Genomic DNA, 14023 nt, shown 5'->3' on the forward strand with positions numbered 1-14023 from the left:
ACAGTTTTTTAATAAATATTTATGTTGCAGCTACCCCGCTTCTCCTTAACCTTTCGCAAACTAATAACCATTTCAATTTATCAATGAAGTCTTTACTATAGTCAAAATTGTTTTGATTGTAAGTGGACTTTGAGCATGCGCAAAATCACCAAAAAATCAGTTGTAAAATGGGGCATTATCACCTTAGTTGTGCTAGCACTTATTGTGCTGGCTTACAGAACTTTCAAACCCAAAGAAGAGACTCCTAATTACATTACCGCTACCGCTGAAATAGGTGATATCGAAAACAACGTCATGGCATCCGGTAAAGTCAAAGCGTTAAACACGGTTGACGTTGGCGCGCAAGTATCAGGGGAAGTTACTCGGCTTTATGTCGAAGTCGGAGATGAGGTCAAACAAGGCGATCTCATTGCCCAAATCGATCAAGTCACACAAAAGAACAATTTAAGCAATGAGCAAGCCAGTCTTGAACAAAGTGAAGCCGCTATTCAAAGTGCCCAAGCCGAGCTTTTGAGTCGTCAAGCCAGCTTAAAAAGCGCTTATGCTGATCTAGCCAGCCGTCAATCTGAATACAAGCAAACACAATCTGACTTTGCGCGTCTTAAGGGCTTAGTCGCTATCGATGCCATCTCACAACAAGAATATGATACCCAAGCCACGAGTGTGGCAACGGCAAAAGCCGCGGTCGATAATGCTCGCGCCGCTATAGATACCGCTAAAGCCGCTATTACTACAACTCAAGCCAATATCAACAGCCAACGCGCCGCCTTACGCAAAGCACAAACTAACGTTAGTACTGCGCAAGAGGATTTGAGCTACACCACTATTCGCGCACCAATGTCCGGTACGGTCGTCTCTATCACTACCGAGCAAGGCACTACTGTAAACGCCAATCAAACTGCGCCTACTATCGTGACCTTAGCCGATTTATCGACTGTACGCATCAACGCTCAAATCTCTGAGGCGGACGTCATCAACGTGCAAGCGGGCATGCCCGTTTATTTCAATGTCATTGGCAACCCTGATGAGAAGTTTGATGCGGTGCTTAAAGCCATTGAGCCTGCACCAGAAAACATTAGCGACACCAGCTCTACTGATTCAGCGATCTATTACGTCGGTTATATCGAAGTCCCCAATACTGAGCGCCGTTTCCGTATTGATATGACCGCACAGGTCTACATCGTTGTTAATGAAGCTGAAAACGCTCTATTAGTCCCTTCTGCTGCCCTACAGCCTGCTAACAAAGCTAGAAAACCAACTAACTCAGCCGAAAACAACTCTAAAGACGTTGAGGCTAAAGATAATAAAGCTATAGATAACTCTAATCGAGATATCGACTCTTCCAGAGCAAGCGTTCGCGTATTGAAAGCAGACGGTGAAGTAGTAGAGCAAGCGGTGAGCGTCGGCATTAATAACCGCGTCAATGCGCAGATTCTGAGTGGTCTCAAAGCAGGCGATGAGGTTATCTTAGGAGAAGAAAAAGCAGCTAATGGCGGTGGTAGAGGTGGTCGTCCCTTTTAACGCTTGATAATGACTAAACCTTTATTAAAAACAACCTTGATCATAACTAAGCATCACTTTTAGCTCAGCAAAATAGTACCTACACTAAAGATTAGACGATCTCTAATCTTAGAGAGTTAGTGAGCTTTTGATTTGATAACTATTGATTTGACAACTATAGGTCTTGGAACCCATGGATCCTCTAAAAACCAACGCCAATAGCGCAGCAAATGTGCCGTTAATGCAAGTGAAAGGACTGATTAAAGAGTTTCGTGCTGGTGAGCAGACGATACGTGTGCTGCATGATATTGACCTTATTATTCATCAAGGCGAGATGGTCGCCATTATCGGACAATCCGGCTCTGGTAAGTCGACTTTGATGAATATCTTAGGCTGTCTTGATCAAGCGACCGCTGGTGAGTATCAAATATATGGACAGCCTGTTAGTCGCTTGGATGCCGATGAGCTAGCTAAGCTGCGCCGTGAGCACTTTGGTTTTATCTTTCAACGCTATCATCTATTAGGTGATATTAACGCTCGTGATAACGTCTCTGTCCCGGCTGTTTATGCAGGGATGGACGGACAAGCCCGTAGCGATCGCGCAGAGAAGTTACTAGCCGATTTAGGCCTAGCAGACAAGGTTAACAATCGACCCAACCAGCTCTCAGGCGGTCAGCAGCAGCGAGTGTCTATCGCACGCGCCCTAATGAATGGTGGCGATATTATCTTAGCCGATGAGCCGACAGGGGCGCTGGATAGTAAATCGGGCGAAGACGTTATGGCCATCTTGCACGAGCTAAAGTCGCAAGGCCATACCATTATCATGGTCACTCATGATCCCGGTCTTGCTCAGCAGGCCGAACGTGTCATTGAGCTAAAAGACGGCTATATCATTGAAGACTATCGCACCAAGCATTATCAGCAGACCGCAGTTGATAGTAGAGTCCAGCCAGAACCTATACTCAACAAGCATCGTAAAGGTAGGCTGAGTAGCTTTATAGATCGACTGTTTGAAGCGTTCAAAATGTCGTTGCTCGCGATGCGCGCGCACAAGATGCGTACGCTATTGACGATGCTTGGTATTATTATCGGTATCGCGTCAGTGGTCTCAGTTGTTGGCTTAGGCAAAGGCTCACAAGAGCAAATACTGGCCAACATCAGCTCCTTAGGTACCAATACCATTACCGTGATGGATGGCTACCCTTGGGGCGATCCGAGACGTCAGTACAATGATGATAATCTGACGCCGCAAGACGCGCAGGCGGTCGCTGATCAGCCTTATGTAGTGAGCGTCAGCCCACAGCTCGACACTAACATGAGCGTGCGTTATCGCAATATTGAAGAGGCAGCTAGCATAAGCGGTGTGGGTCAAGACTACCTTGACGTTAGCGGTGAGACCTTAATTCAAGGTCAAGGTTTCGATGAACAAAGCATCTTAAAACGCACGCAAGATATCATCATTGATGATAATGCTAAGCAGACTTTTTTTGCCGATAATGACAACCCTATCGGCGAAGTGGTGTTAATCGGTAGCGTGCCCGGCCGGATTATTGGCGTGCTAGCGCCTAATAACAGTGGTTTTGGTAGTCAAGTAGAGTCGCCTACTCTATACATGCCTTATACTACGATGATGTCTCGGCTCGTCGGTAGTCCCAATATTGAGCGTTTTGTCGCCTTAATTGATAATAGTATTTCCTCATCGGCAGCTGAATCTGCGATTTCCACCTTAATGGAAGGTCGCCACGGTACCGATGATTTTCGTATTCGTAACTCAGACTCCATTCGCCAAACGATTGAGTCTACTACCGGCACCATGACCCTACTGATCTCCTCTATTGCTATTATCTCCTTAATCGTCGGCGGCATTGGCGTTATGAATATTATGCTAGTCTCAGTCACTGAGCGTACCAATGAGATTGGTGTGCGTATGGCGGTTGGCGCTCGTCAAAACGATATCATGCAGCAGTTTTTGATCGAGGCTATACTGGTTTGTATCTTAGGTGGGTTGCTTGGCATTGGACTCGCCTTTGCTATCGGTGAGCTAATCAATAGCGTCGCTGGCGAGAGCTTCAAGGTAATTTATTCAACGACGTCTATTGTAGCGGCCTTTGTCTGCTCAACTTTAATTGGCGTTATCTTTGGTTTCTTGCCGGCGCGTAACGCTGCCAAACTTGATCCTGTGGAGGCGCTCTCTAGAGATTAGCTCGGTGTCTATTATCAAGGCGATAGCATAAAACTATTTCTAATAAAGTTGACTGATTTAAAAAATTCATAAAATTTACGCCCAATTCATCATTTTTGCTCCTCATGGGGTTGTAATTATCACAGGAATATATATAATGTGCTCTCACGTTTAGGGATAGAAACTATCTAAATGTGAATTAGAGAAAGCTTTGCGAATCACTTAATATTTAGACTTAAGTTGCTAGCAAAGTTTTTAGAATTTTCCCTTTAAGGAAAATTCTCTTGCAGAGCTAAAAAAGCAGCATTATTTATAACGTTGCGTTTAGATGCAAGGTTTTTGGAAATCCTATTTAAAGGATTTTCTCTTGCGAATGATTGCAACCCTTAGTTTGGATGCGTAGCTTTTAGAATTTACGAAAATGTAAATTCTCTTGCGCTCGGACGAAGCAGTGCTTCGTTTTATCCTCGCTCAGGACCGATAGCTCAGTTGGTAGAGCAGTTGACTTTTAATCAATTGGTCCCGCGTTCGAGTCGCGGTCGGTCCACCATTTTCAGTAGTATTCTTATTAAGTATTCTGCCCTACTCGGTATTAGCTTGATAAGTTTAGTTTTAAAAACAAACATTTTTAGAACTTAACGTTTTACATAATTTCCCTTTAAGGAAATTATTCTTGCGAAGACTTAATATTTAGACTTAAGTTGCTAGCAAGACTTTCAGAAAATCCTATTTAAAGGATTTTCTCTTGCGAATGATTGCAACCCTTAGTTTGGATGCGTAGCTTTTAGAATTTACGAAAATGTAAATTCTCTTGCGCTCGGACGAAGCAGTGCTTCGTTTTATCCTCGCTCAGGACCGATAGCTCAGTTGGTAGAGCAGTTGACTTTTAATCAATTGGTCCCGCGTTCGAGTCGCGGTCGGTCCACCATACTGCAAAAGCCCCGCTACTTTTGGTAGCGGGGCTTTTTTTTATTCGTTTATCAACTGCTTGCTTATCAGTTGGGCCTTTGACTAAGGGGTTTTAACTCTTTTACGAGCGAATTTGAGTCTTAGAAAAGCAGTGCCCAAAATATTCTTTAATGAGGTTTTGCGAGGATTATTTGGTGTTTTTTCTATTAATCGAGCGAAGTCTTCATTACTCATCTTGACTCTTTTATCATGTGCTAATAATAAACTCTCTAACTTTAATGCTCTGATTTTATTTAAAGACGCTCGATAAGCATCAGGTAAAGTAATCAAATATGGTGACACTATTTTACCTTTCATACTCAGTATAAGATCTGCCGTATACGCCTGTTTACTCTGTGGATGCCACAAGGATAGATCACGATCCGTATGTCCTGGCGTCTCCAAAATTATCCAGTCTTCAAAACAGGGCACACTATCACCCTCTCCAACCGTTATATCAGCTTTCAAAATAGGATCATACCAAGCGTTTGTAAAAGATTTGCCTTGTCTATTGGCGACATAATACAACAAACCCAAATCATTCAAATGTTTAAACCTACCTAAAATGCCATGATACCAAGGTTTTTCAGCTTTGGCGCTAACAATTTGACAGCCCGTTTTTTGTTTCAATAGCTCAGCACCACCAGCATGATCGGGATGCATATGTGTAACCATCACAACCTTCAGCTGCTCTATTGGACGCTCTAAAACATTGGTAATGTACGCCAAGATGTTATCGACATCACATCGACATCCTGAATCAAGCAATAATAACTTATCAGGATAAACGGCCATATAAGTGGTCTGAATATACCCTTCAATCGCTACAATGTTTGTTAAATCCATAACAACTCTCAATCAACTACAATTTACTGATCTATTTTTAATGACTATTTATTCTAAGACTTATCTCATAGTTTTACTTATTCATTTGCTTACCATTATAGCGTTCAGTTTCAAGTAATAAACTATATTCAGTGAACGCTTGTGAGCAAACTTTTTATTACCGCATAAAGTGAACCGTTCAGAGGGTTATAAGCTGATAAAGTAAAAAACTCAGCGCTTAGGCTGAGTTTTTTCGTTTAAATAACTACTTAATAAGACTAAGCTAAATCACGAACCTTGGGCTCACGTTCCCATAGACGAGATTTTGCATTCTCAACAAAGCTATCAAGCTCTGCTAATGGCGTGACAAACTTATCTTTTTCTACTGGAAGCTTACTTAAGATAAATTCCTCCGTGGCGCCGCAGTAAGCGATCGCTTTGCAGTGCGCGTAAGCATCCGTAAACCAGTCAAGCGTCGCGCTATCTTGAGCTAATTTTTTGGCTTGCTCTGGCATTATGATACTGACAATAGCATCGAAAAATACAGAGGGCGCACCAGCGATGCGTTCATCAGCTTGTACGCGAGTACCATCATCCAGCTCAACCTCTTTACTAGGGGCTACTATTTTTACCATACCCCCTTGTTTTTTGACTGCGTCTTCAAACCTCTTAACTTGTTCATGGCTTGAATCTTTAGCCACTAAAATACCGACTAAGCGACCTTTTAATGAGATAGGCGTGCGTCCAATCGTTTGGAGCGGCTTAGATATATCCATATCTTGTACGGGTGCTGCAGGTTCAGCCGCTTCTGGTAGTTCCATTCCTAGCGCGGTTGCAACACGGTCAGCTAAGTCTTCATCGATATTGATCAGATGACTGAGTACTCGTGCTCGGACATGCGCGGTATCCACTTTACCCAGCTCAAAAGCGTAGGCTGAAGCGATATGTGCCTGTTCTTCAGGCGTTTGACTGCGATAAAACATGCGCGGCTGACTATAATGATCAGCGAAGCTCTCAGCACGTACGCGGCCTTTGACGCCATCGTCCAACTGTTCATGGAAAGACTCAAAACCTTTCTTCACGCTTTCACGCGGACGAGTAGGATCTAAGCTTTGCGGCTCGTAGAGTACCCGAGTCTTTGGTACTTGCATCTGCATATGACCATCTTGCTGATTATTAGCAAATGGGCATTTTGGTGCATTAATAGGGATCTGGGCAAAGTTTGGTGAGCCTAAACGCGACAGCTGAGTATCTAAATAACTAAACAGACGACCTTGCAATAGCGGGTCATTACTGAAATCGATACCCGGTGGTAGATGCGAAGGACAGAATGCCACTTGCTCAGTTTCTGCAAAGAAATTATCTGGATTACGGTTAAGCACCATTTTACCGATAATTTTTACCGGTACTAATTCTTCTGGAATGAGTTTAGTCGCATCTAAATGATCAAATGGAAACTCATTAGCCTCTTCTTCGGTAAAGAGCTGTACGCCAAACTCCCACTCAGGATACATCTCATTGTTGATCGCTTCAAACATATCGCGGCGGTTATAGTCAGGGTCGGCGCCAGAGATTTTGACCGCTTCGTCCCAAGTTAGTGACTGCACTCCAGCCACCGGCTTCCAATGGAAGCGTACAAAGGTGCTTTTGCCGTCTTTATCGAGCAGACGATAACTGTGAATGCCAAAGCCTTCCATCATACTAAAGCTACGGGGTATGGCGCGATCGCTCATCAGCCAAATAACATTATGCATAGTCTCAGGGCTTAAAGATACAAAATCCCAAAAGGTATCGTGGGCGGAGGCTGCTTGCGGGAAACCGCGATCCGGCTCAGGCTTTACCGCATGGACAAGATCTGGGAACTTCATCGCATCTTGGATAAAGAAAATCGGCATATTATTACCAACGATATCCCAGTTACCTTCTTCGGTATATATCTTTACCGAAAAACCGCGGACATCGCGAGGCGTATCTTTTGAGCCTTTATTGCCAGCCACGGTCGAAAAACGAGTAAATAAAGGTGTCTGCTTCCCTGTTTCTGTAAGAATTTTGGCGGTCGTGTATTCTTCTAGCGATTCTGTCAGCTCGAAATAACCGTGCGCTGCACTACCACGCGCATGAACAATACGCTCTGGAATACGCTCGTGGTCGAAATGATTGATTTTTTCGCGTAATACAAAATCCTCTAAAAGGCTCGGGCCACGGCTACCGGCTTTCAAAGAGTTTTGATTATCAGCAATAACCACACCTTGCTGAGTGGTAAGCGCTTTGGCGTCATCGTCTGCGCGCTGATGGGTTTCGCCACCATTTCCGCGGGCAGGGTTCATGTCTTTTGCGGGGTCAGTATGATCAATATTTGTTTTCATCATGCATCCTAGCTAGTTATAAGAATTAGACTCTGATAAGAGCGAAATTTAATTCTACGGAACTTACTTAGGTTTTACATGATAATACCTGTTGATATTTGGTTAAAGTTTGCAGCTATCAAAAAGTGCTTGTGGTACTTTATTAAAAGACTGTTTGTTTAGGCCATATCGTCATTTTAATCATAGCAACGGAACAGATTTTGAACATTCCGTAATTTTGCGAACAATAAAATAAGATAATATTGTCTTGCCGTTTGCGAAGAATGACAGAATCAGAGTTATTTTTAGTTTATTAAGTACTTCCTCTAACCACTCTCTAGTACCGTTTGAGGACATGCTTTAGTCTTTTTACCCTTCTTCACTACGCTTATGAGGTCGCTTATGTTATCGAATAATAGTTGTCAATCTAGTCATTCCCGCTACTCTTGTTTTCAAACTATGCTTATTGGGTTATCAGTCAGCGCTCTTACGCTCGTTTTTAGTCAAAGCGCTGCTGCTATTACTACACAAGATATCAGCTATACAGTAGACAACCAACCTTACCAAGGATATTACGCGCAAGCGGATACACCTAACGCTCCTTTTATACTGCTAATTCATGATTGGGACGGCTTGACGGATTATGAGAAAAAGCGCGCGGATATGCTAGCGAGCGAGGGTTATAATGTACTAGCGGCTGATATGTTTGGTGCAGGCATTCGCCCTACCGAACTTGAAGACAAAAAACGGCTCACCTCCGAGCTATACGACGATCGTAGTAAAATGCGGCGCCTGCTTGCCGGTGCTCTAAATACAGGACAGGCGCAAGGCAATAATGTCCGCGAAGGCGTAACGATGGGTTATTGCTTTGGCGGCGGCGTTGCGCTTGAGCTTGCAAGAGCAGGATTTGAACAAAAGGCTTTTGTACCTTTTCATGGAGGACTTGAGACGCCAACCGGACAATCTTATGATAAAACCAAAGGAGAGATTTTAGTCTTTCATGGTACGGCCGACGAAGCGGTTCCCTTAGAGGACTTTACCGCCCTTGGCAAAACCTTAGAGGCCAGTAAAGTACCGCATGAAATGATCACTTATAGCGGCGCGGTGCATGCGTTTACGGATTTTAATAACCCTGATAGATATGATGCGCGCGCCGATCAGCGTTCTTGGAGTCGTTACTTAGACTTTTTAGCCAACACCTATAAATGATGCTTATTATTGTCGCACCATTCGTGTATTCTTTTATATTAACCATATCAAGGGTTCGTAGATTCGTTTGCGAGCCTTATTTATAAATAAAGTCTGTTGACTCTAATCGTCATTATCACAAGTAAGGAAAACAGTCATGTTAGCAAGGAATGAAGTATTACGGGCACGTATTAGATTGTTAGGATCATTTTTGGGGGAAGCCATTGCTCGCCAATCTGGAGCAGATACTGTCCATACTATTGAGACCTTGCGTAAAGGCTTTATTCAGGAACGCCGCGAGTATAATGAAGAGAAAAAACAGCAGCTTATTGATCTTATTGCCTCACTAGACAATCAAACCTTAAAAAATGTCATTCGTGCGTTCTCTATATACTTTTTCCTCGCAAATTTGACTGAAGAAAACTATCTACGTGAGCAGCGCCGTACCATGCGTGCCGAGTCTAACCAAAGCTGGGAAGGCTCCTTTCGCCGCACCTTATTAGAGTGCCGTGAACGCAATATCGAACCTGAACAAATAAAAGAGCTCATCGATCATCTCAAATTTATTCCTGTTTTTACCGCTCATCCTACTGAAGCACGTAGACGCACCACCATGAACATCTTGCAAACGCTATATGAGCATACGGATGCTATGATTGACTATCCCGAAGGTAGCCTAGCCTTTGAGCAAGCCAAACAAAAAACTGCAGAGACCATTGATCTGCTTTGGTCATCAGATGAGGTTCGTACGCGCAAACCTTTGGTCTATGACGAGATAAATAACGGTTTGCACTATTTTAATGCCAGTTTATTTACCGCCATTCCCAAAGTCTATCGCAATACCAAAGACGCTATCGTCGAGGTTTATCCAGAACTCACCGATTATCCCCTACCCGCCTTTGTCAGCTTCGGCTCTTGGATTGGTGGCGATAGAGATGGCAACCCATTTGTTACCTATGAGACCACGGAGATGGCTGTCTTGATGCATGCCGATACTGTACTGCGTCATTATCAAGTGTTAATTAGAAAATTACGTCGTGAGCTTATTCATAGCGACACGATTGTCGATATTGACGCAAACATATATGCTCGTATCGAAGACTACAGTGAGCTCGATCAAAAAGTTTTCTATTATAACCCTGATGATTATGATAACGAGCCGTATAGAAGGCTATTATCCCTCATCCTTGCCAAAATAAAAGCCACCAATCAACATATCCAAAGCCAAGGGACAGAGGATGAAGCCGCAGAAGATGCCTACTCAACACCGCAGGCCTTGTTAGATGACTTACGACTTATTCGACGAAGCGTGAGCACCCATGATCAGGCTCATAGCGAAGGTTTACTGCTTGATACCATTCGCTTAGTAAAAACTTGCGGCTTTCATTTAGCATCTCTCGATATTCGCCAAGACTCAGGCTATCACGGTGAGGTTATCGCTGACATCTTCGCTAATGCATCAAACCTACCTGACTATCAAAATCTCAACGAATTAGAACGTCAAGAATGGCTAACGCGTTTGCTAAAAAAATCTGGCACACCACTTATTTATAGTGATAATTTAAGCGAGCAGACGCGTGAACAGCTTAACTTGATGAGCTCTGTGGCGAAATTGCGCAAACTGGTTGGTGAGGATACTTTTGGTAGCTATGTTATCTCCATGACCAATAACGCCAGTCAACTGTTAGAAGTGCTTCTACTGATGCGTTTTGCGGGCTTATCTGGCATCGATAATGAAGGTCATTTATTTGCTGCCCTACCCGTTGCACCTTTATTTGAAACCATTGAAGATCTTAAAAACATTGATAAGATCATGCCTACGATTTTAGAAAACCCACTATATCGTGAGCTACTCGAGCACTCAGGGAACTTGCAAGAGATCATGCTTGGCTACTCAGACTCTTCAAAGGATGGCGGCATTATCACCTCGGCTTGGCAGCTGTATAGCGCCCAGCAAACCATCACCAATATTGCCAACAAATACGGCATTAGCACACGACTGTTTCATGGACGCGGCGGCTCTGTCAGTCGTGGCGGCGGCTCAACCCATCAAGCCATTGCTGCCCAGCCTGCTGGCACACTAAACGGACAAATCAAGTTTACCGAGCAAGGCGAAGTACTTTACGCCAAATATGCCAATCCAGACACGGCGGTGTTTGAACTGACCATGGGAATCACTGGCGCTTTAAAGGCCAGCTCATCGCGGTTTGTCGCACAGCCAAAACAGCTTGATAGCTATGAAGCATTATTTTCTCGTTTGGCAGATGCAGGCGAAAAGCAATATCGGGCACTTACTGATAATACAGAAGGCTTCTATCAATTTTATTCTGAAGCCACGCCCGTACAAGAGATTTCATTGCTCAATATTGGCTCACGTCCTGCTCATCGCAAAAAAGGATTACCGAGCAAATCGACCATTCGGGCTATACCTTGGGTGTTTGGCTGGTCGCTGGCTCGCTTTACCCTTCCTGCTTGGTATGGCGTGGGCAGCGCCCTAGATAGTGTCAAAAAAGATGAAGGTTTAATGCAAGAGATGAATGAACACTGGCCATTTTTCAGTGCTTTTGTCAGCAATATTGAAATGGCCTTTACCAAGTCTGAGATGAGTATTGCCCGCGCATACAGCCAATTATGTGAGGATGAAACCTTACGCGAGCAAATAATGCAGGCAGTCATTGATGAGCATGAACTGACCAACGCAAATCTTAACTCATTGCTAGATCAAGAGTCACTGTTATCCAGTCAGCAAGATTTGGCGGCCTCGCTAGAGTGGCGTAATGCTTACTTGGATCCGATTAATTATATTCAAATCGAGCTACTCAAACGCATGCGACAACCAGAAACGACAGAAGATAAACTCGCGGTAGAAGATCCCTTAATTCGTAGTATCAATGCTTTAGCAGCGGGACTACGTAATACAGGTTAAGTTTTTAGATTAAAATAACCGCCACCAAATAAGGTAGCGGTTATTTTTTAAATACTAATATCTGATTGTTTGCTGGCATCTGATACTCATTGTCTAAGGTAAAATCATGCTGTTTTGCTAAAGCGAGAATATCTTCTTTATGCCGAATGCCACTATTAGGATCGCGCTGTCTTAACGATAAATCAAAACGTTGATTGCTAGCGCTAGTATAATGTCCGTGTTCATTAAAAGGCCCGTACACTATTAGCTTACCCTTTAATGGTAATACCTCTCCAGCCAACTCAAATAGTCTCTCAACCAAAGACCAAGCAATAATATGCAAAGTATTGGCAGTAAAAATAGCGTCGTAAGGGTTATTGTTTTTCGAGATTGGTATGGCATCTGTCATCAAATCAAACGCTAACGGCGCGTGTAAATTAGGTACAGGATAACGCTCATGCCAAGCTTGAATTACCTGATGGTTATCAATGACATCGCTCGTTTGCCATTGCAAGTTTGGCAAATTTTGCGCGAAATGTACACTATGTTGACCGGTTCCTGAGCCTACTTCTAGTACATGAGTAGAGTCTTGTAATTCTTTTTGTAGCACGTCTAAGATAGGTTGTTTATTATTCTCACACGCTTGTGAAAATGGCAGTCTATCTTGGCTACTAATATCCGTATTACCTAAGTTGTTTTTGTTCATAATACTATCTTGTCATAATCGTTTTAAAAAACTAGCCTAATAAATACCGGCTTCCACTCCAGCAGCTAACGTCATCGCCAGCTCTTCTACTTGCTCCGTAAACGCCTCTTGCCAATCACCCTTTAAAATAAGCGTATCTTGAATTTGGTTCCAGCGCAGACCAGTAATAATCGTTTTGATAGCGAGTTTAGTCCCCGTACCGTCAAAACCGGCGCGAATATACAAGGCAAATGGCATCCCTTGTTTATGCTCTAGCACTGGATAATAGCAGCGATCAAAAAAGTCCTTAGTCAGTCCTGCCATATAAGATAAGTTTTCGGTGGTTCCTAACAGCAGAGCATCTGCTGCTAATATATCCTCAGGCTGCGTCTCTTGTGGCGACTTTAGAATAACATTGATATCTATATCAGGATGATTAGCGCCTTTATAGGCCGCTTGCGCTAGCTTCTCAGTATTGCGTGATGGTGCATGAGCAACGATTAACAATGTCTTAGCAGGCATAGTGTTTACCATATTATAATGTTTTAGCGGTTCTAAAAGTGACATTTTGCGTAATATCAGGGTGAATACTTTTGGCTACTGGGCAACTGAGCGCAGTGTTATAAAATACCTTTTTAGTTTTATCATCAAGATCCTGATTAAAGCTAATAATGATATGTATTTCGCTAACTCGTCTCGGATCGGTTGTCATGATTTTTGTGACTTCAGCAGTGGTACCAGCAATATCTATCTCCATATCACGAGCTTTAATCCCGATGATGGTCAACATACAGCTTGCCAAACTAGTAGCAAGCAAATCAGTCGGTGAAAACGCTTCGCCTTTGCCCTGATTGTCAGTCGGCGCATCGGTGATGATTTCATTATTTGATTGCAGATGTATGGCAGTAGTACGCAGGTCACCTTGGTAGGTTACTTTTGAAGTGGTCATTTTATATTCCTTCTTCACTAATTTATTCGTAGATAGAAATAGTGTAATGGAATGACTGAGTAATGACTAGTCGTTGGGCAATGAAACAACACTTTAAACCAATCATTCACTACAAATCTTAGCCAAAAAAAGCCCCCTTAACAGTTAAGTTAAGGGGGCTTTTCAGGAATAGAGAGCTGACGATGACCTACTCTCACATGGCCGGAGCCACACTACCATTGGCGCAACGATGTTTCACTTCTGAGTTCGGGAAGGGATCAGGTGGTGCCATCGTGCTATTGTCGTCAGCAAAGGGGTTAGATATGAGTCTGTTTGTTTTACTTAATGACTTAAGTATCACTTATCCTAACTGAACCAAGGATAAAGGTGATATCGATATAATGCTTGTCTAACTATAAAACTAAGTTCTTATAGATAGCTACAAACCACTTGGGTGTTGTATGGTCAAGCCAAACGAGCAATTAGTACAGGTTAGCTACACGCATCGCTGCGCTTC

Annotated in this window: 9 protein-coding genes, 2 tRNA genes and 1 rRNA gene; 6 read left to right on the plus strand and 6 right to left on the minus strand. The window is 43.2% G+C overall.

The features are described from left to right. Window positions 1–135 precede the first annotated feature (135 nt). From ACS8E3_RS09800 to ACS8E3_RS09815, 4 genes are all read left to right on the plus strand, one after another. Complete coding sequence (locus tag ACS8E3_RS09800; RefSeq protein ID WP_439243799.1) at window positions 136–1521, plus strand: efflux RND transporter periplasmic adaptor subunit; 1386 nt, start codon at window positions 136–138, stop codon at window positions 1519–1521. 172 nt (window positions 1522–1693) lie between these two features. After that, entirely contained in the window at window positions 1694–3703 is a 2010-nt protein-coding gene (locus tag ACS8E3_RS09805; RefSeq protein ID WP_439243802.1) for a MacB family efflux pump subunit, read from the plus strand. Window positions 3704–4156: 453 nt separating this feature from the next. Next, window positions 4157–4232: transfer RNA gene (locus ACS8E3_RS09810), tRNA-Lys, on the plus strand. A 302-nt stretch (window positions 4233–4534) separates the two neighbouring features. Next, a tRNA-Lys gene (locus tag ACS8E3_RS09815) sits at window positions 4535–4610 on the plus strand. Window positions 4611–4693: 83 nt separating this feature from the next. On the opposite strand, the gene ACS8E3_RS09820 is transcribed toward ACS8E3_RS09815, so the two are convergent. Then, window positions 4694–5476, minus strand: coding sequence for an MBL fold metallo-hydrolase (locus ACS8E3_RS09820; protein WP_439243805.1), 783 nt, complete (start codon window positions 5474–5476; stop codon window positions 4694–4696). A gap of 257 nt (window positions 5477–5733) precedes the next feature. Beyond that, window positions 5734–7821 (minus strand): catalase, encoded by a 2088-nt coding sequence (locus tag ACS8E3_RS09825; protein ID WP_439243808.1) that lies wholly within the window; start codon window positions 7819–7821, stop codon window positions 5734–5736. Window positions 7822–8259: 438 nt separating this feature from the next. Here ACS8E3_RS09825 and ACS8E3_RS09830 point away from each other — a divergent pair, with 438 nt between their 5' ends. Next, the gene (locus ACS8E3_RS09830) at window positions 8260–9009 is read left to right on the plus strand and encodes a dienelactone hydrolase family protein (RefSeq protein ID WP_439243811.1); all 750 of its coding nucleotides are present in this window, start codon (window positions 8260–8262) and stop codon (window positions 9007–9009) included. 136 nt (window positions 9010–9145) lie between these two features. Beyond that, window positions 9146–11914, plus strand: coding sequence for a phosphoenolpyruvate carboxylase (gene ppc / locus ACS8E3_RS09835; RefSeq protein ID WP_439243814.1), 2769 nt, complete (start codon window positions 9146–9148; stop codon window positions 11912–11914). A 40-nt stretch (window positions 11915–11954) separates the two neighbouring features. On the opposite strand, the gene ACS8E3_RS09840 is transcribed toward ppc, so the two are convergent. The 4 genes from ACS8E3_RS09840 to rrf form a co-directional block, all read right to left on the minus strand. Then, the gene (locus ACS8E3_RS09840) at window positions 11955–12599 is read right to left on the minus strand and encodes a DUF938 domain-containing protein (RefSeq protein ID WP_439243817.1); all 645 of its coding nucleotides are present in this window, start codon (window positions 12597–12599) and stop codon (window positions 11955–11957) included. Window positions 12600–12635: 36 nt separating this feature from the next. Beyond that, window positions 12636–13100, minus strand: a complete 465-nt coding sequence (locus ACS8E3_RS09845) for a flavodoxin family protein (RefSeq protein WP_439243819.1) — start codon at window positions 13098–13100, stop codon at window positions 12636–12638. A 13-nt stretch (window positions 13101–13113) separates the two neighbouring features. Further along, complete coding sequence (locus ACS8E3_RS09850; RefSeq protein ID WP_439243821.1) at window positions 13114–13527, minus strand: OsmC family protein; 414 nt, start codon at window positions 13525–13527, stop codon at window positions 13114–13116. A 174-nt stretch (window positions 13528–13701) separates the two neighbouring features. Beyond that, window positions 13702–13816, minus strand: a 5S ribosomal RNA gene (gene rrf / locus ACS8E3_RS09855). Between the last annotated feature and the right edge of the window lie 207 nt (window positions 13817–14023).

Source organism: Psychrobacter sp. 2Y5, assembly GCF_051847375.1.
In the GTDB taxonomy this organism is placed as follows: domain Bacteria; phylum Pseudomonadota; class Gammaproteobacteria; order Pseudomonadales; family Moraxellaceae; genus Psychrobacter.